24 protein-coding genes are annotated in these 23,406 nt (G+C 42.3%); 19 read left to right on the plus strand and 5 right to left on the minus strand.

Annotated features, from left to right (window positions below; genetic code table 11):
- Window positions 1-15: 15 nt before the first annotated feature.
- The 15 genes from uxaC (at window position 16) to liaR (ending at window position 15,833) form a co-directional block, all read left to right on the plus strand.
- Window positions 16-1,452, plus strand: a complete 1,437-nt coding sequence (uxaC, locus tag C6Y06_RS03540) for a glucuronate isomerase (RefSeq protein ID WP_060597287.1) — start codon at window positions 16-18, stop codon at window positions 1,450-1,452.
- Between the two features lie 68 nt (window positions 1,453-1,520).
- Entirely contained in the window at window positions 1,521-2,531 is a 1,011-nt protein-coding gene (locus C6Y06_RS03545; protein WP_060597286.1) for a LacI family DNA-binding transcriptional regulator, read from the plus strand.
- Between the two features lie 59 nt (window positions 2,532-2,590).
- Window positions 2,591-4,048 carry a tagaturonate reductase gene (locus tag C6Y06_RS03550; protein WP_060597285.1) on the plus strand — a complete coding sequence of 486 codons (1,458 nt, stop codon included), beginning with the start codon at window positions 2,591-2,593 and terminating at the stop codon, window positions 4,046-4,048.
- Window positions 4,045-5,538, plus strand: a complete 1,494-nt coding sequence (locus C6Y06_RS03555; protein WP_106036525.1) for a UxaA family hydrolase — start codon at window positions 4,045-4,047, stop codon at window positions 5,536-5,538. The genes C6Y06_RS03550 and C6Y06_RS03555 overlap by 4 nt, the downstream gene beginning before the upstream one ends.
- Before the next feature lie 20 nt (window positions 5,539-5,558).
- Window positions 5,559-6,947: a glycoside hydrolase family 28 protein gene (locus tag C6Y06_RS03560; protein WP_060597283.1), complete on the plus strand. Its 1,389-nt coding sequence runs from the start codon at window positions 5,559-5,561 to the stop codon at window positions 6,945-6,947.
- A 176-nt stretch (window positions 6,948-7,123) separates the two neighbouring features.
- A complete protein-coding gene (locus C6Y06_RS03565) occupies window positions 7,124-8,074 on the plus strand; it encodes an ABC transporter substrate-binding protein (RefSeq protein ID WP_060597282.1) in 951 nt (316 codons plus the stop codon).
- The gene (locus C6Y06_RS03570; RefSeq protein ID WP_106036526.1) at window positions 8,040-9,098 is read left to right on the plus strand and encodes a FecCD family ABC transporter permease; all 1,059 of its coding nucleotides are present in this window, start codon (window positions 8,040-8,042) and stop codon (window positions 9,096-9,098) included. The genes C6Y06_RS03565 and C6Y06_RS03570 overlap by 35 nt, the downstream gene beginning before the upstream one ends.
- Window positions 9,095-10,381, plus strand: coding sequence for a heme ABC transporter ATP-binding protein (locus C6Y06_RS03575; RefSeq protein ID WP_106036527.1), 1,287 nt, complete (start codon window positions 9,095-9,097; stop codon window positions 10,379-10,381). The genes C6Y06_RS03570 and C6Y06_RS03575 overlap by 4 nt, the downstream gene beginning before the upstream one ends.
- 123 nt (window positions 10,382-10,504) lie before the next feature.
- Window positions 10,505-11,077: a cob(I)yrinic acid a,c-diamide adenosyltransferase gene (locus C6Y06_RS03580; protein ID WP_060597279.1), complete on the plus strand. Its 573-nt coding sequence runs from the start codon at window positions 10,505-10,507 to the stop codon at window positions 11,075-11,077.
- A gap of 216 nt (window positions 11,078-11,293) precedes the next feature.
- Window positions 11,294-11,686: a membrane protein gene (locus tag C6Y06_RS03585; protein WP_034659942.1), complete on the plus strand. Its 393-nt coding sequence runs from the start codon at window positions 11,294-11,296 to the stop codon at window positions 11,684-11,686.
- Between the two features lie 15 nt (window positions 11,687-11,701).
- Window positions 11,702-12,364: a stress responsive protein LiaH gene (liaH, locus tag C6Y06_RS03590; protein WP_060597278.1), complete on the plus strand. Its 663-nt coding sequence runs from the start codon at window positions 11,702-11,704 to the stop codon at window positions 12,362-12,364.
- 111 nt (window positions 12,365-12,475) lie between these two features.
- The gene (liaG, locus tag C6Y06_RS03595) at window positions 12,476-13,345 is read left to right on the plus strand and encodes a LiaG family protein (RefSeq protein WP_060597277.1); all 870 of its coding nucleotides are present in this window, start codon (window positions 12,476-12,478) and stop codon (window positions 13,343-13,345) included.
- 3 nt (window positions 13,346-13,348) lie between these two features.
- A complete protein-coding gene (gene liaF / locus C6Y06_RS03600; RefSeq protein ID WP_181185435.1) occupies window positions 13,349-14,140 on the plus strand; it encodes a cell wall-active antibiotics response protein LiaF in 792 nt (263 codons plus the stop codon).
- The gene (liaS, locus tag C6Y06_RS03605; protein ID WP_034659938.1) at window positions 14,137-15,201 is read left to right on the plus strand and encodes a two-component system sensor histidine kinase LiaS; all 1,065 of its coding nucleotides are present in this window, start codon (window positions 14,137-14,139) and stop codon (window positions 15,199-15,201) included. The genes liaF and liaS overlap by 4 nt, the downstream gene beginning before the upstream one ends.
- Window positions 15,198-15,833 (plus strand): two-component system response regulator LiaR, encoded by a 636-nt coding sequence (gene liaR, locus C6Y06_RS03610; protein WP_034659937.1) that lies wholly within the window; start codon window positions 15,198-15,200, stop codon window positions 15,831-15,833. Before liaS ends, liaR begins: the two co-directional genes overlap by 4 nt.
- A 47-nt stretch (window positions 15,834-15,880) precedes the next feature.
- Here the strand turns inward: liaR and C6Y06_RS03615 are convergent, their stop codons facing one another.
- The 4 genes from C6Y06_RS03615 to C6Y06_RS03630 are packed head-to-tail and all read right to left on the minus strand — an operon-like array spanning window position 15,881 to window position 19,910.
- Window positions 15,881-16,249, minus strand: a complete 369-nt coding sequence (locus C6Y06_RS03615) for a hypothetical protein (RefSeq protein ID WP_034659936.1) — start codon at window positions 16,247-16,249, stop codon at window positions 15,881-15,883.
- A gap of 40 nt (window positions 16,250-16,289) precedes the next feature.
- The gene (locus C6Y06_RS03620; protein ID WP_060597276.1) at window positions 16,290-17,408 is read right to left on the minus strand and encodes a Ger(x)C family spore germination protein; all 1,119 of its coding nucleotides are present in this window, start codon (window positions 17,406-17,408) and stop codon (window positions 16,290-16,292) included.
- A complete protein-coding gene (locus C6Y06_RS03625) occupies window positions 17,405-18,499 on the minus strand; it encodes a GerAB/ArcD/ProY family transporter (RefSeq protein ID WP_060597275.1) in 1,095 nt (364 codons plus the stop codon). The genes C6Y06_RS03620 and C6Y06_RS03625 overlap by 4 nt, the downstream gene beginning before the upstream one ends.
- A complete protein-coding gene (locus C6Y06_RS03630; RefSeq protein WP_066030421.1) occupies window positions 18,486-19,910 on the minus strand; it encodes a spore germination protein in 1,425 nt (474 codons plus the stop codon). Before C6Y06_RS03630 ends, C6Y06_RS03625 begins: the two co-directional genes overlap by 14 nt.
- Before the next feature lie 113 nt (window positions 19,911-20,023).
- On the opposite strand from C6Y06_RS03630, the gene C6Y06_RS03635 reads away from it, so the two are divergent.
- From C6Y06_RS03635 to C6Y06_RS03645, 3 genes are all read left to right on the plus strand, one after another.
- Complete coding sequence (locus C6Y06_RS03635; protein WP_003213147.1) at window positions 20,024-20,191, plus strand: YvzF family protein; 168 nt, start codon at window positions 20,024-20,026, stop codon at window positions 20,189-20,191.
- An 89-nt stretch (window positions 20,192-20,280) separates the two neighbouring features.
- Window positions 20,281-21,675, plus strand: coding sequence for a class II fumarate hydratase (fumC, locus tag C6Y06_RS03640; protein WP_034659931.1), 1,395 nt, complete (start codon window positions 20,281-20,283; stop codon window positions 21,673-21,675).
- Between the two features lie 153 nt (window positions 21,676-21,828).
- Window positions 21,829-22,134 carry a hypothetical protein gene (locus C6Y06_RS03645; protein WP_223251427.1) on the plus strand — a complete coding sequence of 102 codons (306 nt, stop codon included), beginning with the start codon at window positions 21,829-21,831 and terminating at the stop codon, window positions 22,132-22,134.
- Between the two features lie 21 nt (window positions 22,135-22,155).
- On the opposite strand, the gene C6Y06_RS03650 is transcribed toward C6Y06_RS03645, so the two are convergent.
- Window positions 22,156-23,034, minus strand: coding sequence for a TetR/AcrR family transcriptional regulator (locus C6Y06_RS03650; protein WP_050944099.1), 879 nt, complete (start codon window positions 23,032-23,034; stop codon window positions 22,156-22,158).
- Window positions 23,035-23,226: 192 nt separating this feature from the next.
- Between C6Y06_RS03650 and spxO the strand changes: the two genes are divergently transcribed.
- Window positions 23,227-23,391, plus strand: coding sequence for an anti-adapter protein SpxO (gene spxO / locus C6Y06_RS19990; protein ID WP_003212782.1), 165 nt, complete (start codon window positions 23,227-23,229; stop codon window positions 23,389-23,391).
- The last annotated feature ends 15 nt before the right edge of the window (window positions 23,392-23,406 follow it).

Here is a 23,406-nt window from a genome sequence, read left to right on the forward strand (position 1 = left end):
GGATGGGGGAATTTGATGAGAGCCTTTTTAGATGAGCAGTTTTTACTAAACAGTCCAACGGCGGAAAAGCTATACCATGAGTTTGCAAAGGACCTTCCAATTATAGATTACCATTGTCATTTAAGTCCTAAAGACATCTATGAAAATAAAACCTTCCAAAATATCACCGAAGCATGGCTTTATGGAGATCATTACAAATGGCGTGCCATGAGAACAAATGGCATCCCTGAAACGCACATTACGGGGGATGCATCAGATCATGAGAAATTTTTGGCGTGGGCGAAGACCGTACCCATGACCATTGGAAATCCACTCTATCACTGGACTCATCTAGAGCTAAGACGATATTTTGAAGTCGAAGACCTATTAAACGAAAAAAACGCAGACATTATTTGGAAGAAAGTCAATGAAAAGCTGCAAGGAGAGGGATTTGGTGCGAGGGACTTCATTGTGAAATCAAACGTTGAAACCGTTGTGACAACAGATGATCCGGTCGATTCGCTTCACTATCATCAAAAACTGCGGGAAGAGGAATTCTCTGTACAAGTGCTCCCAGGGTTTCGACCTGATAAAGCACTCGATATAGCGAATGATCTGTTTGCAAAATATGTTCACGAGCTGGCAGAGGTTTCAGCTACTCCAATACAATCCTACCAAGACTTCTTAAAAGCACTCCGTGCAAGAATTGATTTCTTCCATGAACACGGCTGTTTGATCTCAGATCATGCTATAAATGAAATGACATATGAAGAAACGTCAGAAGAAGAAGTGGAGACCATCTTTCATAAAAGAATGTCTGGTCATCCATTGACGGAAGAAGAGAAGATCAAGTTTAAAACAGAGACATTCATTATGCTAGGTCAGGCATACTGTGAGCGTGGCTGGGCGATGCAGCTTCATATCAATGCGCTTAGAAACAACAATACGAAAATGTTTGAGCGGCTCGGACCAGATACGGGGTATGATGCGATGAATGATGAGGACATTGCAAAGCCGCTTTGCCGAATATTAGATCGTTTAGAACAAGAAGATGCATTGCCAAACACCATTCTCTATTCCTTGAATCCTAGGGACAATGTGGTGATATCAACATTGGCTGGAAGCTTTCAAGACGGGAAGACACCGGGGAAGATGCAGCACGGCACAGCCTGGTGGTTTAATGATACGAAGCAAGGAATGACAGAGCAGATGATGGCTCTTTCCAGTATTGGACTGATCAGCCGTTTCATCGGGATGCTGACTGATTCACGAAGCTTTTTGTCGTATACAAGGCATGAATATTTCCGAAGACTGCTTTGTGATATCATCGGAGATTGGGTAGAAAAAGGAGAAGTCCCCTATGACCTTGAGCTGTTAGGGGGGATCGTGAAAGGAATCAGCTATGAAAATGCCAAGCAATATTTTCAATTTGACCGGGCAAAGCAGCTCCATCACCAAAGTAAAATCACATGAAGAAAAAGGTGAGAAAATGAAAGCGGTTTTATGATAAGATGGAAAAAAATCATAAAAGGCGGAATAGCATGACAGTCACAATTAAAGACATAGCAAAATTGGCAAACGTCTCTCATACTACGGTATCAAGGGCTTTGAATAACAGTCCTTTTATTAAAGAGAAGACAAAACAAAAGATTTTGTCGATTGCAAAACAGCTGAATTATTCACCGAATGTCCATGCCAGAGGCCTTGTATCACAAAAATCGTTTACAATCGGTCTGTTTTTTACGAGTTTAACAGAAGGCACATCTTCAAGCTTCTTTGTAGATGCGTTAAAGGGCGTCAATAGCGTGATGACTGAGCATTATAATCTGTTTGTAAGGGGAATTGACGACTTTCACGATTACACAACCATTCATAAACAGCGCTACGATGGCATTTTGCTTATGAGTCAAAGCGAGCACGATGAAGCGTTTATCCATCATGTCAAGAAACAGGGCATTCCAATCATTGTGCTGAATCGCCGTGTAGAAAGTAATGAAGTGATGAATATATTAGCAGATGATAGTCAAGGAGCATATCAGGCAGCGCACTATTTCATTCAGCAAGGCCATCATCAAATCGCCATCATTGAAGGAAAAGAAGGCTTTAAATCGACTCAGGAGAGAAAAGCCGGCTTTCTTCAAGCGTTAATTGATCACCATATTCCTATGAAGAAAGAATATATGATCACAGGTGACTACCACATGAAAAGCGGCTATGAATCAATGGAATCCCTCCTGACCCTTGATCATCCGCCAACAGCGCTTTTTTGCTCTAACGATGACATGGCCATTGGTGCGATGAATGCTTTATATGCAAAAGGCAAGACATGTCCAGGTGATATCTCTATTATCGGTTTTGATGACATAGCATTCTCATCCTACACCACGCCTGCACTGACAACGGTAAAAAAGCCTATCGAAAAAATGTGTGCACTTGGAGCAGAAGCCATCCTATCAGTCATAAACGGTGAAGAGCAGGAAGAAGATCAAATGGGAAAAATCTATGTCCACACAGAGCTGATGATCAGAGATTCAGTCAAAAAGGTGCAGTAATCAGCACCTTTTAAAGATAAATGTTCACGTGTGCATATCACGAAGAGAGGGGAATCCATTTGAAACGTTTATCAAAAGCCATGTACCCGGCGCCTGAGTATCCGGAAACGATTTTACAGATCGGTGAAGGGAATTTTATGCGAGGATTTATTAATTGGCACATCCAGAAGCTGAACGACTGCACAGATTTTAAAGGAAGAGCTGTTGTTGTTCCTCCGCGAAAAGGATCCGTTGCGGCTTTAAATGAACAAGATGGCTTATATACTTTATGTATACAGGGCTATCATGACCAGCAAGAAATGAATGAGCGCATGATCATTCAATCGATCAGCAGAGGAATCAGTACGTATACGGATTACGATGGTTTTTTATACGTAGCTGAAAACCCCGATCTCCGCTTTGTCTTCTCAAACACGACAGAGGCAGGACTTATGTTCAGAAAGGAGGATCGCTTGGAGGATCGACCGCAAGCCAGTTTTCCAGGAAAGCTGACAGCGTTCTTATATCACCGGTTTAAAGCATTTACTGGAGATGAACAAAAAGGGCTGATCATCCTTCCATGTGAACTGGTCGAACATAACGGTGACCGTTTGAAGGAATATGTGATAGACATGGCAGCTGAGTGGGACCTGCCGCCTGCGTTTATCACATGGATCAAAGAAGCCAACACGTTTTGTAATACGCTTGTGGATCGGATTGTTCCTGGGTTTTCTAAGGAAGCAGCTGAAATTGTCCAAAAGGAAGATGGGTATATCGACGAGTTGCTTGTCACGGCAGAATATTATCACCTCTTTGTTATTGAAGCACCTGCCTTCGTACAAAAAGAGCTTCCCTTTCAAAAAGCAGGATTAAATGTCCTTTTTGTAGAAGATATTGCGCCTTATCGCATGAGCAAGGTACGAATTTTAAATGGTGCACATACAGCAATGGTGCCAATCGCTTACTCATGTGGTATAGACACTGTAAAAGAAGCTGTGGATGACAAGCATGTTGGTCCGTTCATCCGGCGTATGCTGGAGGAGGAAGTACTGCCAGGGCTTGAGCTCTCTCAAGATGAGCTTCTTCTTTATACACAATCGGTTTGGGATCGTTTTTGCAATCCATTTGTGAAGCATCAATTGCTCGATATTGCGCTCAATGGTATATCCAAGTTCCGAACCCGAGTTCTTCCGTCATTGCTTGATTATGTTGAGCAAAAGAAACAGCTGCCAATGAAACTCGTGTTTTCACTCAGCAGTCTCATTTATTTTTACAGAGCATATGCAGAAAGGATAAAGGATGATGAGACTGTAATGGCATTTATGAAGGAAGCCTGGGAAGGGGAGAACCAATCCAATGAAGCGATCGCAGCCAGGATTCTATCATGCGAGCCATTATGGGGGAAAAATTTAACGGATGTAGATGATTTGAGTCACGCTGTAGCTGATCAGCTTACCTTCATACAGGAGCAAGGGATGAGAGCGGCTGTTCAACGAATGCTGCATCATCAATATGAAAGTCAGGGGGAGAAGGCATGAAAGATTTTATTGTGATTCACCCTTCAGATAATGTCGGTATTGCTTTAAAAGTGCTTGAGCAAGGGGATGAGCTGCACCATCAAGGACACTCTGTTGTCTTAAAAGAGAACGTTCCCAAAGGTCATAAGTTTGCTTTGGCTGATATCAAGCAAAGAGAGAATATCATGAAATATGGCTACCCCATTGGGCATGCAACGACTGCCATTTCTGCTGGAGAATGGGTGCATACGCATAATATCAAAACCAATCTATCAGGAAAGCTCGATTACGAATACGAGCCTTCATTCACAGACAACCCCTATGAAAAAACGAATCTTACATTTAAAGGATATAAACGAAAAAATGGGGAAAGCGGGATTCGCAATGAGCTTTGGATTGTCCCAACCGTTGGATGCGTGAATGGCATTGCCGATCATATCATCCAAATATTCACCGCTGAAATGGGCGGAAACATCCATCCGTTTGAAACAGCTCTCGTATTAAAGCACAATTATGGATGCTCCCAGCTTGGGGACGATCATGAAAATACAAAAACCATTTTACAAAATGCCGTGAAGCATCCTAACGCTGGAGGGGTGCTCGTCCTTGGACTTGGTTGTGAAAATAATGATATTGAAGATTTTCAGTCCACATTAGGTGAATATGACCATGAGAGAGTGAAATTTTTAAGAAGCCAAGAAGTAGGAGATGAGATTGAGACGGGAGTCGCTTTACTCAAGGAAATTTATGATGCGGCGAAAGAAGATAACCGTGAAGAGATCCCGTTATCTGAGCTGAAAATCGGCTTGAAGTGCGGAGGATCAGATGGATTCTCCGGCATTACCGCAAATCCGCTTTTAGGAAGGCTGTCCGATTTTATTGTTGCTCAAGGCGGCACGACAGTGTTAACAGAAGTGCCCGAAATGTTTGGAGCTGAAACGATTTTAATGGAGAGAGCGGAATCAGAAGCGACTTTCGACAATATTGTGCAAATGATCAATGACTTTAAACAATACTTCATGGATCATCGACAGCCAGTATATGAAAATCCTTCCCCGGGAAATAAAGCTGGTGGAATTTCGACATTAGAGGATAAATCTCTCGGCTGTACACAAAAAGCAGGGACTTCTGACATTCAAGATGTATTGAGATACGGGGAATTGCTGAAGCGAAAGGGCCTGAATTTATTAAGTGCGCCAGGTAATGATTTGGTTGCTTCATCCGCACTTGCTGCTTCCGGCTGTCAGTTGGTCCTTTTTACAACAGGCAGAGGGACACCATTTGGTACGTTTGTCCCTACAATGAAAGTCTCGACGAATACAGCCTTATATGAAACAAAAAAGCACTGGATTGACTTTAATGCGGGAGAACTGCTTGAAGATGTACCAGAAGATGTTGTATTAGAAAAATTCATTTCAACTGTCATTGATGTGGCGAGCGGAAAGCTATTAAATCATGAAAAAAACAATTTTAGAGAGCTGGCTATTTTCAAAACAGGTGTCACACTTTAAGGCGACTGGGGGATGAGAACGTGTTTAAAATGCGGGATTTGATGTATATCACAGCAGGAACGATACTCACAGGAATCGGACTCACGCGTTTAGCAAGGCAAGAGAAGAAAGACAAAAAAGCAAACGGAATCGATCAAGTGTTAAAGCAGATAAAAGCGCCGCTGTTCCCTGATCGTGAATTTAATGTGGTTCATTATGGTGCAGATGGGAAAGGGATAGAGCTTTCAACAGATGCTATCCAGTCTGCGATTGATGATGCGCACCGTTTGAAAGGGGGACGTGTGCTTATTCCAGAAGGGACGTTTGTGACAGGTGCTCTAGAATTGAAGAGTCATGTAGAGCTGCATTTGCATGAGAAAGCCTATGTGGCATTCAGCCAAGATCCAAAGGATTATCTGCCGATTGTACTGACAAGATATGAAGGGATTGAGCTTTATAATTATTCACCTCTCATTTATGCACACCATGCAGAAAATATCGCCATCACAGGAGCTGGAACGCTTGATGGCAGAGGGGATGAACATCATTGGTGGCCTTGGAAGTATGGCACGAATGGCCAGCCGTCTCAGGACCGGGATCGGCAGCTTCTATTTGAAATGGCTGAAAAGAGGATACCAGTAGAAGAAAGAGTGTTTGGAGAAGGCCATTATTTAAGGTCAAGCTTTATCCAGCCCTACCAATGCCAGCAAGTTCTCATTGAAGGAGTGACAGTGAAGGATTCACCGATGTGGCAAATTCATCCTGTGCTAAGTGAAAATGTCATCGTCCGTGGAGTCCATATCATCGGGCATGGACCAAATACAGATGGTGTTAATCCGGAGTCTTGCCGGAATGTGCTCATTGAAGATTGTTATTTTGATAATGGAGACGATTGTATTGCCATCAAATCTGGCAGAAACGAGGACGGGCGGAGAATAGGGGTTTCATCTGAAAACATTGTCATTCGTAGAAATGAGATGCGTGATGGACACGGCGGAGTGACGATCGGGAGTGAAATCTCTGGCGGGGTCAGGTATGTATATGCAGAGAATAATGTAATGGATAGTCCGAACCTTGACCGGGCACTGCGTATTAAAACCAACTCTGTCAGAGGCGGTACCATTGAACATATTTACTTTAAAAACAACACAGTCAAAAGCTTAAAGCATGAAGTGGTCTGTATCGACATGATGTATGAGGAAGGGGATGCGGGTCCACATCGTCCTGTTGTGCGTCATATTGAAGTAGAAGGACTGAAAAGCAGCGGCGGACGATATGGTGTGAAAATAGCCGCCTACTCACATTCCCCCGTTACACACTTCAACATGAAAAATTGTGTCATAGATCATGTGACGTATCCACTTTCTTTGGAGCATGCAGTATCTCCTTCTTTTCAGAAAGTCGTCATCAATGGGGAACAAATCAATTGATAGATGAGTGAAAAACAGTCTTTTCGGAGGCTGTTTTTCTTTTAGTAAGAACGAAAAAGACGCTTTTAGAAATCACATATACAACCTATCTGCACTGTAGTATAATATTCCCGAAATTAGAAAAGAATTGACGGAAGAGATGACGTCAAGCAGTACATAAACCAGGGGGTTCATTCATGAAAAAGTTAACGGCCATTTGGCTATCGCTATTGCTTGTGATGGGTGTTTTAGCAGGATGTGCAGGTGCTGAGACAGACCATAAAGCAAAGAGTTCACAAAATAACGAAACAGCGGCTGCGGCATTTCCTGTCTCGATTAAAGATGCAGCTGGTAAAACAGTCGAAATCAAAGAGCAGCCTAAGCGTATTGTTTCATTAATTCCAAGTAATACAGAGGTTGCCTATGCGCTTGGTCTTGGCGATAAAATGGTTGGACGATCAGATTTTGACAATTATCCAAAGGAAGTTGAAAAGGTAGAGAAGATTGGCGGACTTGAATTCAATGTCGAGAAGGTCATTTCCTTAAAGCCTGATCTAGTATTAGCTCATGCATCGCAGATGGGATCAAAAGATGGATTTAAACAGCTTGAAGATGCAGGAATTCAAGTACTGACTGTAAATGATGCCACCTCCTTTAAGGATGTGTACAAATCGATCAATTTGATCGGTGAAGCAACAGGTGTAAAAGAAGCATCAACAAAGCTTGTAGATGAGATGAAAACAAAATTGAATGACATCAAGAAACAAGCAGAGGCGATCTCCAAAGACGAACAAAAAACAGTCTTTGTCGAAGTATCAGGTGCGCCTGAAATCTATACAACAGGTACAAATACATTTATGGACGAAATGCTTTCTGTTATCCATGCGAAAAATGCTGCTGGCGATCAAACTGGCTGGGTGCAAATGACAGAAGAAGCGATTATCAAACGAAATCCTGATGTGATCGTCACAATTGATGGTTCCAGCTTAGCTGATCTGAAAAAGAGAGACGGCTGGAATGCGATCAAAGCAGTGAAGGAAAAACAAGTCTTTCAATTGAATACGGATCTCGCATCAAGACCGGGACCGCGATTGGTTGAAGGAGTCGAGGCTCTTGCGAAAAGCATCTATCCTGACACGTTCAAATAAATTCATCATCGCATACACACTAAGTGTTTTACTTCTTGTGGTGAGCATTGGAATGGGAATCTCCTTTGGAAGCTTAGGGATTCCCATTCCTTCTATTCTCCGTATATTTGTTCATGAACTATTCGGGGTGCAGATTGGCACAATAGATTCAATTGATCGCAATATTATGATGAATATCCGGCTGCCGAGAGTGATATTAGCGGCACTAGTCGGAGCAGCGCTGGCGTTATCAGGTGCAGCCTTTCAAGGTTTATTAAAAAATCCTCTCGCTGACCCATATACGCTAGGTGTATCTCAAGGGGCATCAGTTGGAGCCGTCGCGACACTATTTTTCAGCTTGCAGCTCCCTTTGCTCGGCAGTTTCACACTGCCTTTTTTCAGTATGACAACAGCGCTTGTGACCCTATGTCTCGTCCTCTTTTTTGCGCGTCTTGTTCATCGGGGGATGAGCATCTCTTCTTTAATTTTAACAGGGGTGATTTTTAGCTCTTTTTTGAGTGCGCTTATATCATTGATGATTGCTTTAACAGGTGATGATCTAAAAGAGATTATTCATTGGCTTCTCGGCAGTGTGTCCATGAGGGGCTGGCGCTATATTGCGCTTTTCCTTCCTTTCTTTCTTGTGGGGACCTTTGCATTAGTGCTGATGGGACGAGATTTGAATGTCATGACGTATGGCGAGGAGAAGGCACAGCTATTAGGTGTACATGTGAAAAGGAGCAAATATATAGTGCTGCTTGCTGGCTCAATTCTGACTGGTAGTGCGGTAGCGGTGTCAGGGACGATCGGATTTGTGGGACTTGTGATTCCGCATTTTATTCGCCTCTTAGCCATCACAGACCACCGGCACCTCCTGCCTTTGTCTATGCTGAACGGCGCTTCCTTTCTCGTCTTAGCAGATGTGTTATCCCGTACGATCATTGAACCGACTGAATTACCGATTGGCATCATTACTGCGTTAATTGGTGCCCCTGTATTCGGCATCATCCTCATCCGTAAATATAGAGGAGGGACACATCTATGATTCAAGTGAAGGAAATCAGAGGTGGATATGGAGAGAAAGAGGTCATACGTGGCATCAGTCTTGAGGTAAAGCAAGGAGAATTTCTCGGTATACTTGGCCCAAATGGAAGCGGGAAGTCGACCTTGCTTAAAATGATTTCTGGGATGCTGGCACCTGAGAGTGGCGAGGTACGCCTGAGCGGTCAATTGGTTCAATCCTACCGTCCAAAGGCGTTTGCGCAAAAAATGGCTGTTCTACCGCAGAAAACGGACCAAGCCTTCTCATTTACAGTGGAAGAAACGGTTCAATTCGGTCGTTACCCATATCAAAAAGGATGGCTGCAATCTGTTACTCGAGAAGATATGCAGGTCGTAAACAAAGTAATGGAACAAACGGATGTTGCACAATTTAAGGATCAATCCATTCATGAGTTGAGCGGGGGAGAACAGCAGCGTGTGTACTTGGCACAGGCATTAGCCCAGCAGCCTGAATATTTATTGCTGGATGAACCAACCAGTTTTCTTGATTTGGCCTATCAAAAAGACTTGCTTGATTTAATTAAAGAAGAGACCACTTCCTCTAGGCTAACGGTGATCGGCGTGTTTCATGATGTGAACATCGCCAGTTTATATTGTGACCGGCTGCTGCTGCTTGATGAAGGAAAGACGGAAATGATAGGACTGCCGCATCACGTCTTGACGCCTGAGCGAATCAACCGTGTGTATGAAACAGAGGTAACACCGCTCCAACACCCGCGAAGAGCAAACCCTCAGCTGATCATTGAGCCTGCGGGGGCTTCTATAGCATCAAATGCAAAGTTAGCGGATGGCTGGAAAACGTATGGCTCAGAAGGAATGACGTTTTCCCTCAAACAGCCGCTCCGCGTCCTTTCCTCACATCAGAAAAGGGGCGGCTTCTTTTGGAAAAGATCTCTCGGAACAGGAACTGAGATACTTCGTGACGAGCTGGATGATCGTGAAGGAATATTGTTTTACGACCAAACGAGTAGACCAAACCAATTTGCTGCTGAAGACACAGAAAACGACATGGTGCTTTACGGCATGCGTCATCAAGAAGAGCTGACCATTTGGCTTGTACTGAAAGAATCTTTATCAGACGGATCGTCTGTTCAGCTCATGGGGCAGCTTGTCCACATGATTAAACAGGAGACGAGCATGTCCATTCATCATCTTTGTATCGCTGCTGCGGGTATGCAGGAAACAGAAGATGATGAGCATTTACATGATAGATTAAAACAGAAAGTGCACCGTCTTCTTTATACATTGAATGCCATTCAAAAGTGAACCAAAGGGTTCGCTTTTTTGTTTATGATGCGATGAAAATCACAGTGCTTTAGTTAAACAAATACATCCTTTTCACTTCAGGTTATACTAAAAGGACAAAGCAATAGACAAGGAGGAACACCGATGAAACTTTATACAAAAACAGGGGATCAAGGCCAAACAGGCTTGATCGGCGGGAGAGCCGATAAAGATGATGTAAGAGTCGAGGCGTACGGCACGTTAGATGAGGCGAATAGCTTCATTGGACTCGCACATGCACATTTACGTCAGCATGGAGAATTGTTTCAAGACATTTTGTCAGAGCTGATTGTGATACAGCACGAGCTCTTTGACTGCGGCGGTGATTTGGCAGCAGTCAAACCACGTAAAGAAGGCAAATTAACTGAAGCATCAGTGGCAGTCCTTGAACAAAGAATGGATATCTATGTAGAAGAAGCCACGCCTCTCACAAAGTTTATTTTACCGGGCGGCCAGGCAGGAGCAGCTCTCTTACATGTGGCGCGGACAGTCGTCAGAAGAGCAGAGAGGCATATTGTGACGCTTGCGAAGCAGGAGGAGATTCCAGCGGTTACACTCACCTATGTGAACCGTCTATCCGACTATTTATTTGCAGCCGCACGAGTCGTGAATCATCGGCTCGGTGAAGCTGATGTTGAATATGAACGAAGCGCAGACGTGTTTCGGTCTACACGCTGAAAAGAAGACAAAGGGCTAAAATAAAGATCATTTTAGCCCTTTGTCAACAATCTGAAGCACTCTTCGAATGAGAAGAGTGCTTTTTTATTAGGTTCTATCGCTTAGTCTGAGCGAAGTTACGACTCTGGTCGCAATGAAAGATCAATCTGCGACACGTTTTGCCAGCTCTCTTTTTTGACTAAAGTAAAAGCAAGGAGCAAGAAAGGAGGCATGAAGATGAAAATAACAAGTAAAACCATCATCGGTTCGATTTTAATGTTTGTCGGTCTATCCATCTTCTTCGGTGGTTCACTAGGAGGGCTGATCCCGATTCTGATTGGGGCATGGCTCATCTATGTAGGTGTAAAGAAATATGAGAAAGGCAGTCAAACCTTCGGTGTCATTCTAGCGGTCATTGGTGTACTGATTGTTGTGCAATCTCTGCCATTTATCCTTGGAATCGCATTGGCTGGGGGGCTTCTCTACTTCGGCTGGACGATGATCAATGGTGAACAGGCAAAAGAATCATCAAGCAGATCATATATGGAGCCAAACACGGCACCGAAAATGGAAGAACCTATTCACACGTCATTTGATCAAGAATGGGAAGACTTTTTAAAGAAAAAATAAGAGGAGGAATATCAAATGGTATTCAGAAGAGTAAGAGATATGTTTGTTGCAACGGTCAATGAAGGCTTAGATAAATTGGAGAATCCGCGTGTCATGCTGAATCAGTACGTTCGTGATATGGAGGACGATATTGCCAAAGCGAAACATGCGATCATCAAACAGCAAACGATTCAACAAGGCTTCCTGCACAAAGCAGAAGAGACAGAAGCATTTGCTGATAAAAGAAAGAAGCAGGCTGAGCTGGCATATCATGCGGGAGAAGAGGAACTTGCACGAAAAGCGCTCACAGAAATGAAGTATTTTGAAGAAAAGCACCAGGAATATCAGGAAGCTTATCAGCACTCTGTGAAACAATTGAAAGAGCTGAAAGAGCAATTGCAGCAGTTAGAAACGAAGCTGCGTGATATTAAAGACAAGAAGCAGGCTCTGATTGCAAGAGCAAATGCTGCACAGGCAAAGCAGCATATGAACGAATCCATGAACAAAGTAGACAGTGAAAGTGCATATAAGGAATTTCTTCGAATGGAGAACCGTATCGAAGAAATGGAGACAAAAGCGGGCAGCTATGCACAATTTGCCGATCAAGGAGCATATGCTCATCTAGACTATGCGGATGAGGTTGAAAAAGAATGGCAGAAGCTCAAGCTGGAGAAGAAGCCTGAGCAGCAAGCAAACTAAGGAATCGATGTCAGATCGGAAGAAAAGCAGGATTTTTCTTCCGATATTTGATTTCTTTCTGTTTCGCTTTTACTTATAATGAAAAGGTCAGAAGATAAAAGGATGGTACGAATGAAGCGGTTAATCGGTCTAATTTGTATACTTGTAGGTGTCTTTTTAATGATTGGGATGCTTTTCAAAAATGAAGATCTCTTTCATTTGAGTTTCTCCCGTGAAAAAGCAGTCACAACAGCTTCAGCGAAAAAAGATGAAATTGATCAATTAGATATCTCTCTTTCTGGGTTTCGCGTGAAGGTAAAGCCTGAAAATCGTTCCGATATTTCCGTGATTGTCGTTAATGGGAAAGGGAAAATGTATGCGGACCAAACAGGCAGTACATTCAACGTCCGTGCTGAAAATAAAGGATTCTTGTTTTTCTCCTCATTTGAAAAAGGAGAACTCTTAGTCAAAATTCCAACAGATTATCATAAAAATGTGAAGATTACGGGTGGAAGCGGGGTCAGCGAGATGGATGGCGAAGGGAAGCTGTCTCTTCAAGATGTGACGCTCAAATCAACAAGCGGAAACCTCAAAGCCGAGAATTTCTCAGCAAAAAATGTAGAAATCAAAGCGACATCGGGCAGACTCTCCGTGTCTCACATCGATGCGAAAAATAGTGATATTGGGGCAACCTCGGGACGTGCCGATATTAAAGATGTCAAAGGGGAGCTGCAACTAGGCATGACAAGCGGTAGATTAACGGCAAGTTTTGATACCATTGCGTCACCTGTCTCCTTCCATATGACATCAGGCAGTGCCAAATTTAATTTACCGGATGAAGGAGATTTCAATGTCCGGGTGAAAAAAACAAGTGGAAGTGTCGATCACTCCTATCACTTTGATCAAGCGGATAGTGAAGGACGAGGCTTTACAGGCACGCGGGGAAAAGGAACACACTTAGTCGATATTGAAATGACAAGTGGAAACTTAAAGCTGCGGTAATGAATGGAAGAAAGGAAGGAGGCGAGTCAACTGCGTTTTTCAAGGAATCAAATTTTAGGCATCATTGTCGTGATTTTTGGTATTAATCTATTTCTCAAAATTATTGGGATCGGAGCCGATTTGTTTTGGCCTGTGTTTTTTGCGCTGGCTGGCTATTGGCTGCACTCAAGATCCAAACGTTGGCTCGGTTCAGTTTCCTATATTTTTGCCGGCTTTCTCTTTTTAAAATTTCTGCTCAATATTACATTTAGTCTCACAGGATATTTATTTGCGGCCTTTTTGATATATGCCGGCTATCGTTTATTGAAAAACAAACCCGTTTTTGATGTCGATAAAAAGGAAGCATCGGACGATGGAAAGCCTTCACTGAAAGTCAATCTTGAAAAAGAGGGCGACCAAAAGAAAACAAAGAGCCAGACAAAGCCGCGCAAAGAGCATGACTTTTTTATCGGTGAGGTCAGGCTGATGAAAAAGCCGTTTCAATTAAGTGATTTGACGATTTCAGGGTTTATCGGGGATGTCAAAATCGACTTATCAAAGGCCATTATCGCAGAAGAAGAGAGCACGATCGTGATTAGCGGGCTCATCGGAGATGTGGATATTTACGTACCGCAGGATATTGAAGTATGTGTGAGTGCTTCAGCTGCAATTGGTGATATGAAAATTATCGATGAAAAAAGAAGCGGATTCGGCAGTAAAGTGTATGTGATGACCAACAATTACGATGAGAGCAAACGAAAAGTGAAAATCTCCATCTCTTTACTGATTGGAGATGTGGATGTGAGATACTTATGAGGAAACTCCATCTAGGTATCCAGTGGCAATCTATTCGTCTTGGAGTAGGGATCTCGCTTGGTGTTGTCATCATGACGATGCTGCCCATGTTTTTTTATTATCAGCTTGATCCGATGATTCTCCTCTCTACCCGCTGGTTCGGCATCCCGTTTTTTTGTATTTTACTGATCATTAGTCTTGTCATTGGGGTTTCTGCCTCGCATGTATTTGGCTATCAGCATAAGAAGCGTCTCGATCAGCTTGTAGAGTCGATTTTAAAGTTTGAAAATGGGAACTTTGCATACAGACTGCCGTCTCTTGGCGACGATGAAATTGGCTTAGCGGCAGATCAATTAAATGAAATGGCCAAACGAGTTGAAGGGCAAGTAGCTTCTTTGCAAAAGCTCTCGAATGAACGGGCTGAATGGCAGGTGCAAATGAAGAAATCCGTCGTTTCAGAAGAACGTCAGCGTCTAGCACGAGAACTGCATGATGCGGTTAGCCAGCAGTTGTTTGCGATTTCGATGATGACCTCTGCGATTCTTGAAGGCATGAAGGAAAAGGATGAAAAGATTTTAAAGCAAATGCGCCTAGTCGAACGAATGGCTGGCGATGCACAAAATGAAATGCGTGCGCTTTTGCTTCATCTAAGACCGATCACCCTTGAAGGAAAAGACTTGAAAAAAGGCTTGATTGAACTCCTAAATGAATTTCAAGCAAAGCAGCCGATTGATATTGATTGGGAAATAGAAGATGATGTTCCGCTGTCTAAAGGAGTAGAGGATCACCTCTTCCGAATTGTACAGGAAGCCCTATCAAATGTGTTCAGGCATGCAAAGGCGACAAAGGTGACGGTACGTCTGCTCATTCGAAATCGGCAGGTGCAGCTGAAGATTATCGACAATGGGATCGGTTTTCAAACAGATCATGTGAAGACAGCTTCCTACGGACTTGAATCGATTCGTGAAAGAACAAGTGAAGTAGGCGGTGTCGCAGAGATTATGTCATTTGAGGGAAAAGGAACACAAATCGATGTGAAGGTCCCCATTTTTGATGAAGGAAAAGGAGAGAACGTTCGATGATTCGAGTACTTTTAATCGACGATCACGAAATGGTGAGAATGGGGCTTGCTGCCTTTTTAGAGGCGCAGGCTGATATTGAAGTCATTGGTGAAGCGTCAGATGGACAAAAAGGTGTAGAGCTTGCGGTTGAATTAAAGCCAGATGTGATTTTAATGGATCTTGTCATGGAAGGAATGGATGGCATCGAAGCAACGAAAAGAATTTGTCAGGAAATTGAAGATGCTCGAATTATTGTTCTGACGAGCTTTATTGACGATGATAAAGTCTATCCAGTGATTGAAGCAGGTGCTTTAAGCTATTTATTAAAAACATCCAAGGCAGGAGAAATTGCGGATGCCATTCGGTCTGCAAGTATCGGCGAACCAAGACTTGAATCAAAAGTGGCTGGAAAGGTGATGAATAAACTCCGTCATTCCTCAAATGGATCGATCCTTCATGATGCATTAACAGCAAGAGAAATGGAAATCTTGAAGCTGATTGCGGATGGAAAATCGAATAAGGTCATTGCCGAGGAACTATTTATTACAATTAAAACAGTGAAGACACACATTACCAACATTCTTTCCAAACTCGATGTAGAAGATCGAACACAAGCGGCTGTGTATGCGCATCGTCATAAGCTGATTCAATAAAATAAAAAAACAGCTTTCAAATGAAAGCTGCTAGAACATGCGTAAAATTAGTCCTTCTGTCCTGTGATCGGACGTTCGGATAGTTGATGGAGCTCAGGAACTGGAAAAGCCTCCTGCTCCTCGGCCGATTTGTCTTCTAGGGCTTTCTTCATCTCGGATAATAGCTGTACGCTCTCCTTTGCCACTGCTGCTTTTTTCTCCTGCAAACCAATGATCTGTGAAAGTCCGACGAATAAACCGCCTCCAATAAGAAGGAGCGCAGGGGTTTGTCCATAATAAATCACGATCAAAAATGTGCTCGAAAAGCTGTCGGCTTCAATGAAGAAATCTTCTTTTGATTGCATGAATACAACGACTAACAGGAGTATTCCTAGAATCAAAAATAGAATGCCGGCCGAAAGTAAAGCTCGTTTCATGATTGACACCCTTTTTTTCTTACCATTTTAACATACTCTATCAGGATTGTGTTGCGCCCTTAGTCCCGAAGTCACGGATTTTCACATTTGCTTTGTAACGAATATCTGATTCACTAAAAATCTCATCCCAATGTTTTGCTTCTTTTCGAAAGTCCTTTGGGTAGGCAATACTCGCCTTTTGATAAAACCCGCAAATATCTGCTTTAATCTCATGCTGTAATTCTCCGATGAAATCCTTTACGTTTTTCTCTAATCGACGCTTGACAACGCCTTCAATTTCTCTGAGATACTTTTCATTAAAAGCGTTTTCGCGTTCATTCCAATCCTCAGACAATCGCCCATCAAGATCCACTGACACATCAAATTGATATTTTCCACTGGCTGATTTATGGGTTTTGATATGGTGCTTGATTTTGAAAATCTCAAAAGAGTAGAGGCTGTGATCATATTCAAATTGTATGACTCCGCCTTCTCCGTCCCCAGTTAACAAATTGTATGACTCCACTGCTGACGGAGAGATATTGGTGAGAAATCGTCTATTCTTAATAATAGAGGCACCGTCGATCATTAATTTTCCTTGATCGACGCTGACTTTCGGAAGAGCAAAGGATACATTGTTTTGCATGGCAGAAGAAATATCTCCTAATGAGACCGTCTTGAACATGGAAATGGTCGTTTTTCTGTTTTCTGAAAGATCGTATAAGGTCGAAGAGGCTGGCTGTCCGTCGTCATTGATTTTCAGCATGTCCCCAGGTTTCTCAGAGGTCATAAAGACGAGGCTGCCTCTCCGCGTTTCATTGTCTCGAATGAATTGATTAATGACGAGGTCAAAATTATTCTCATTGATGAGCTCCTCAGAAAATAAATACACTCTTAGCTGCTGCGCAAAAATGCGGTGGCTTTTCAGCGCCGTTGTGCGGAAAATTTGATGCATAGAATCCCCGCTTGTTTCAATGATTTTCGTAGGGTCTTTGATGCTTGCTTCCTGATCGATCTTTTGAGGAACGAGGACTTGCATAGACAGCTTTAATTTATGTCCTTGGTCCCCTTTATCTACTGCAAACCCAATCGCCATGTTGAGCTCCTCAATATTTGTACTATCCCAGCAACCACTTAATAGAACCAGCATCAAAAGAGCACAAGCTGCCTTCTTTTTCATGCTGTTTTCCGCCTCCTTTTGAAAAAAACGATTATAAATAAGAGAAACGGGAGAATGCCGAACAGCAGGAAAAAGAGGTTGTTCACATAGGTTAAATAATCTCGCACTGTATCGACATCCTTTGGGAAAATCGCTGCAAAGTAAATGACAATTCCCATTAGAGCGACGACTACCTTTTTAGGAAACTTGGTCAGTCTGGATACCCCGATTGCGGCAAAAAATGTATATCCGACAAAGCTTGTATACAGCTGAACCAGCCAAACGATAAGCAAAAATGATTCAATTCGTTCAATAAAAATCCCCTGAATATCAAACGATTGGAATAAGGCAATGGTCGGCCAAGTCAAAGTCGCCGTTTCTTTGACCGTCAGCGCACCTATCACAAGAATATAAGTGAAAATATAAATAATCGCAGGAATCAAAAAGCCGACTGTTCCATAAGCAAAAGTGTGTTTTTGCGTGTTCATATAAGCAGGCATAAACAGCATCATTTCAATGCCGACAAACGATATGGCTGATGCATTAAAGGAATTGAAGACAGGGGAGAACCCCTCTCCTAAAACGGGCCGGAGGTTATCTAACTTAAATTCTTGCAAGCTAAGTCCGTAAGCGACAAATAAGATGATGAGCGTCACAATCAAAATAAAAGGAAAAAGCCTGGCTAAATCACCAATCCCGCCAATCACAAGATAAAAACCAACTATAATAAAGCTGATCATTGTCACCGCTACAGGCGTGTTTTGAAGCAAAAAGAATTTCACCATTTCCGACATCGCTCGTACTTCATAGCTGGCGACGCCAAGAAAATAAATAATAATCAAGAGGTTGGCAAGAGCGCCAATCCATTTTCCAAGCCCCTCGTTCGTATAATCATAATAAGAGGAGAAGGGGACTTTTTTCATCATGAGGACATTTGCAAAAATAAACACAATGTAAATGACACTCATGAGTAAGAGTGCAATCCAGCCGTCAGGTGTAGCCGCAGCCTGAGCCATTGATCTTGGCAGAATCATCATACTTGCGCCTAGTGTTGTATTGGCAATAATGGCACTTGCCTGATAGCTGGTAATCGACTCTTTATGATTGACCATGTCGTTCTCCTTTCTGTTGATTTTTTAAAGGCAATCGAATAATGGAATTGTCTTCGTTTTTATAGCTGAACACAAAATCTGGTGAGAAATAAGGCGTGCCAAAACTTTTTTGCCGCGTGAGATGAGTAAGGAGTACAAGCATAAACAGCACAATCCCATATAAACCAAAGGTAGCCGCAGTAAACATGGACACAAAGCGGAGCACGCGAAAGGACATGCCCATCCCATATTGAGGAACAGTAAAGGATGCAAGTGCGATGACACTAACGATAATCACCATAATTGAGCTGACAATATGTGCCTGAACGGCAGCCTGTCCAATGACAACCCCGCCAACAAGTCCGATCGTTTGACCGAGCGGATTTGGCAGCCTTAAGCCAGCTTCCCGCAGCAGCTCAATGGTCATCTCCATGATGAGTGCCTCGACAATGGGTGAAAAGGGGACATTTTCCCTTGTGCTCGAGATTGTAATAGCCAAAGTGGTTGGCAAAAGACCTTGATGAAACGACACAAGCGCAATATAAATGGCTGATAGAAATAACGTCAGAAAGATCGAGGTAAACCGCAGCAAGCGAATAAGAGAGGCGGCGATCCATCTTTCATAATAATCATCGGGTGATTGCATAATTGTCGCAAGGGATGCAGGTACAATTAACACAAAAGGTGAATGATCGACAAAGATGGCGACCCGGCCATTATTTAAAGCAGACGCCACTTTATCCGGCCGTTCTGTGTTTTGAATTTGTGGAAAAGGAGAATACACATTGTCTTCAATGAGCTCCTCAAGAACACCAGAGTCTTGTATATCATCAATGGTGACTTGCTTGAGCCGTTTTTTGACTTCCTTTAAAACAGGCACTTGAACGATACCGTCGATGTACATGATGGTCACCTGGGTGTATTTCTGTAGACCAATCTTCATATCGACGGTTTTGAGATCAGGATTTTTCAAGCGCTGTCTTACAAGCGCTAAATTCGTATTTAAATCTTCAATAAAGCCAATTTTGGGTCCTCTCACGACTGTTTCAGAGGTAGCATCCCCTAAACTGCGTTTCTTCGTTCCATGCGTTTCTAAAATATACGCATGCTGAAATCCATTAATGAGCACCACGCAATGCCCTTCAAAAATCGCATCGACCAATTGTTCAGAGGTCTTCACCGAACGTGTGGTCATCATCGATAAATTGGATTCCAGCTTCTCTTTTGTGAGAGACGTATGATCTTGGAGAAGCAGCTTCAAAAAGGTTTGAATCTCCATCTTTTCGTTCATTTCTTTTATGTATAAATAGTAAACGACTTGCCCGTGAGGCAGCGTTTTTTTCTCATGAACCAAATCGTCCATTTCCTTTAATTGCGGGAGAATGACGGAGAGATTATCGTATAAGTGCTCTTTCAATGGAGTCTGATTCAAAAGGATCACCCGCCTCAATAACTTTTTCTTAGCATTACCTGCTTGAAAAAACAATATTCTGTGTTACATTATTTTGTGGTAAAAGAAAGAATGAGGGTTTTGGAGGAAACAAGATGGCACAAATTCGTTTAGCAGGAACAAAAGAGGAGATTGACCGTATTCTACAGTCGTTTGACAAGCATTATGAAGTGACATATACATCAAAGGATTACGGAAAAACGAACCCAAAATACAAATATTCGAAAGATGTCCGCGTTTATATTGAACTAAAATTAAAATAAAGATAAAATTTTAATTGAAAACGCTTAAAGGATTTTGGTTTTTTGTATAGAATAGAGTTGAGTGATGAGAAGCTATGGAGGGATACATAATGACGGAATTTAGAATCGAAAAAGATACAATGGGCGAAATCAAGGTGCCAAAGGACAAGTTCTGGGGTGCACAAACACAACGAAGCAAAGAAAATTTCAAAATCGGTTCTGAGAAAATGCCAAAGGAAGTTGTGAATGCGTTTGCAATTTTGAAACGTAGCACAGCGATTGCCAACGAACGTCTTGGCAACCTTGAGAGCGAAAAAGCAGAAGCAATTGCTGCTGTATGTGATGACATCATCAGCGGAAAGTATGACGAGCATTTCCCGCTTGTTGTATGGCAGACAGGCAGTGGAACACAAAGTAACATGAATATGAACGAAGTTGTTGCAAATAGAGCAACTGCTTACTTGAAAGATAAAAATAGTGAGTTCAGCATTCATCCGAATGATGATGTCAACCGCAGCCAAAGCTCAAACGACACATTCCCAACTGCTATGCACGTGGCAGCTGTTTTAGCTGTGTATAAAAAATTATTGCCGGCGATTGATCAATTAAGAGCCACTCTTGATGAGAAAGCAAAAGCGTATCAAGAGATTGTTAAAATCGGTCGTACGCACTTGCAAGACGCAACACCACTGACAGTAGGTCAAGAGATTAGCGGCTGGGTGTACATGCTGGATCGTTCAAAAGAAATGATCCTAGAATCAACTGAAAAAATGAGAGAGCTTGCGATTGGCGGAACAGCTGTTGGTACAGGGATTAACGCACATCCTGAGTTCGGACAATATGTCGCTGAGGAAATCAGCCAACTGACAGGTCAAACATTCAATTCTTCACCAAACAAATTCCATGCGCTGACAAGCCATGATGAAATTACGTATGCACACGGTGCCCTAAAAGCACTTGCAGCTGATTTAATGAAAATTGCCAATGATGTGAGATGGCTGGCAAGTGGTCCGCGCTGCGGAATTGGTGAATTGATCATTCCTGAAAATGAACCAGGAAGCTCAATTATGCCAGGTAAAGTCAACCCAACTCAAAGTGAAGCTTTAACAATGATTGCAGCACAAATCATGGGGAATGATGCAACAATCGGTTTTGCCGCTAGCCAAGGAAACTTTGAGCTGAACGTATTTAAGCCGGTCATCATTTATAACTTCTTACAATCAGTTGAATTACTTGCTGACGGCATGAACTCATTCCATGACAAGTGTGCAGTTGGAATTGAACCAAACCTAGAAACAATCGAGAAAAACTTGAACAATTCATTGATGCTTGTGACGGCACTCAACCCGCACATCGGATATGAAAATGCAGCGAAAATTGCAAAGCTTGCTCACAAAGAAGGTTTAACATTAAAAGAAGCAGCACTTCAATTAGAGCTCTTAACAGAAGAGCAGTTTGAAGAGTTTGTGAAACCAGAAGAAATGGTGACACCGAAAGCAAAATAAGAAACCAGGGGCAGCAGCCCCTGGTTTTTATATGGGAAAATATTGAGGAGAATAATTGTGAGAACGTTAAAGACAAGGTTTATTAGATGGTTGCGGACACGTGATGTAGAATTTTTTCAAGTAATGTCGCAGGGGACGGAGGAGTCAGCCTTTTTGTTATATATTGATCAAAGACGACCTGAAGGTGGGAATCATATTGATATATTGTTGATTTCTCATTTTGAGCTATCAGAAGAGTCGTATGAAGATGTTTTAAGTTTCAATGACGATATGCTTGGCTTTAAACCAACCTGTTCGTATTGTATGGTCACACTGTCGGTAGAGGAAGAATTTGAATTTGATTTTCCTTGTGACATGCTTGCTGTTCAAAGATATGTAGATGACTTGCTAAAAAGAGTCCAAGCTAACAAACTTCCTGAACTGACATATAAAGATTTTGATTTTTTATCACAACAATAAACCCAGGGACTGCCTTGGGTTCTACAAATGATCCTCTTTCAAAATACGCAAAAGTGACTCAGATACGGATTGGAGCGGTGCGAACAATTTCAGTTGATGCAGCATACCTTTCACGATGACTTGTCTAGGTTTTTGTTTGTTTAATTCATTTTCTAGAATGCCGAGTGCTTCAAATAAATCAGGCTCGTCTTTCACTTCATAGTGTGCTTCAGCTTGCTCTCTTAATTCTTTTAAAAGAGATTCTGTCAGCGGGTCGAATGACCGTTCATAAATAGGACCAAACCAATCGCTCGCTTGATCTACAGAGATGAGCGGAAGATCATGTCGCGCCATCATACCGCCCATCAAATCATCGATACGGTGAATCATCGTTGCGGCTAGCTCCTCAGCCTCCAGCTGAAAATCATATAAAATCGCAAGCTCGAAATAAACGTGGCTCATGCCCTCAATTGTCAAACAAAGATCAGCCATATAAGGAATCGCTGCATCTCCATATACCTGCTTAATGTTATCAATGTGAAGCTGAATGGTGGCAAGTCTGATTTGTTTTGCGAGCTGCTGCGTTTCTTCATTCATTGGCAGTGCTCGATCGCTCAGCTGCATTTTAATAAAATCCTTTTGCTGCAAAATATTATCGTAGTAGACAGTAAGCTGCTTGCGGTAGGCTTCCTTTGGTGTGCCGCCCTCTGTTTGAACCTCGTGGATCCGGGTAAATACCTTATCGTAATAGTAATGTAAGATTGAAATGAGCAGTGCTTCCTTTGATTTAAAATAAAGATAAAAAGCACCCTTTGACATGTGGCATTCATCCGCAATTTCCTGAACAGACGTTGTATTGTAGCCTTTACTGGCAAACAATTTCATGCCAGCCTCAATGATCATTTTCTCTTTCTTTTTCAATATGAATGTCATCCTTTCTTACCGAGAGACAAATGTCTTAGGAAACGTGCGCAAAGAGATGTGACTTATCGGTCATAAACGACGAAAGTTTTCAAAAATTAATCAGATTGTAACTTGTTTTTTACAGTGTAATTCTTTATATTATAAAGTAAGGTGACCAACTGGTCAAAAAATGTGAAAGGATGATGTTCCATGAGAGAAATCGATGATATGATAAGACGCTTGCGAACAAAAGGAATTCAAGTAGAAAAAGTCAAAATGCCGAAAGAGACAACCATTGAAAAGAAATGGATGTATCAAGCTGGCAAGAAAATCAAAGCCACATACCGTGATTTCAATGGGTATTCATTCATCTAAAAAAGACTGCGGTCA

Origin of the sequence: Bacillus sp. MZGC1, assembly GCF_002998605.1 — a bacterium.
Classification (GTDB): domain Bacteria; phylum Bacillota; class Bacilli; order Bacillales; family Bacillaceae; genus Bacillus.

Coding starts and splice junctions, on each gene's coding strand:
- C6Y06_RS03580 (WP_060597279.1), top strand. CDS start 10,505: ATGAAACTTTATACAAAAACAGGGGATCAAGGCCAAACAGGCTTGATC.
- liaF (WP_181185435.1), top strand. CDS start 13,349: ATGGAAGAAAGGAAGGAGGCGAGTCAACTGCGTTTTTCAAGGAATCAA.
- C6Y06_RS03565 (WP_060597282.1), top strand. CDS start 7,124: ATGAAAAAGTTAACGGCCATTTGGCTATCGCTATTGCTTGTGATGGGT.
- C6Y06_RS03625 (WP_060597275.1), bottom strand. CDS start 18,499: ATGGTCAATCATAAAGAGTCGATTACCAGCTATCAGGCAAGTGCCATT.
- C6Y06_RS03555 (WP_106036525.1), top strand. CDS start 4,045: ATGAAAGATTTTATTGTGATTCACCCTTCAGATAATGTCGGTATTGCT.
- liaS (WP_034659938.1), top strand. CDS start 14,137: ATGAGGAAACTCCATCTAGGTATCCAGTGGCAATCTATTCGTCTTGGA.
- C6Y06_RS03620 (WP_060597276.1), bottom strand. CDS start 17,408: ATGAAAAAGAAGGCAGCTTGTGCTCTTTTGATGCTGGTTCTATTAAGT.
- liaH (WP_060597278.1), top strand. CDS start 11,702: ATGGTATTCAGAAGAGTAAGAGATATGTTTGTTGCAACGGTCAATGAA.
- spxO (WP_003212782.1), top strand. CDS start 23,227: ATGAGAGAAATCGATGATATGATAAGACGCTTGCGAACAAAAGGAATT.
- C6Y06_RS03545 (WP_060597286.1), top strand. CDS start 1,521: ATGACAGTCACAATTAAAGACATAGCAAAATTGGCAAACGTCTCTCAT.
- uxaC (WP_060597287.1), top strand. CDS start 16: ATGAGAGCCTTTTTAGATGAGCAGTTTTTACTAAACAGTCCAACGGCG.
- liaG (WP_060597277.1), top strand. CDS start 12,476: ATGAAGCGGTTAATCGGTCTAATTTGTATACTTGTAGGTGTCTTTTTA.
- C6Y06_RS03615 (WP_034659936.1), bottom strand. CDS start 16,249: ATGAAACGAGCTTTACTTTCGGCCGGCATTCTATTTTTGATTCTAGGA.
- C6Y06_RS03635 (WP_003213147.1), top strand. CDS start 20,024: ATGGCACAAATTCGTTTAGCAGGAACAAAAGAGGAGATTGACCGTATT.
- C6Y06_RS03585 (WP_034659942.1), top strand. CDS start 11,294: ATGAAAATAACAAGTAAAACCATCATCGGTTCGATTTTAATGTTTGTC.
- liaR (WP_034659937.1), top strand. CDS start 15,198: ATGATTCGAGTACTTTTAATCGACGATCACGAAATGGTGAGAATGGGG.
- C6Y06_RS03575 (WP_106036527.1), top strand. CDS start 9,095: ATGATTCAAGTGAAGGAAATCAGAGGTGGATATGGAGAGAAAGAGGTC.
- fumC (WP_034659931.1), top strand. CDS start 20,281: ATGACGGAATTTAGAATCGAAAAAGATACAATGGGCGAAATCAAGGTG.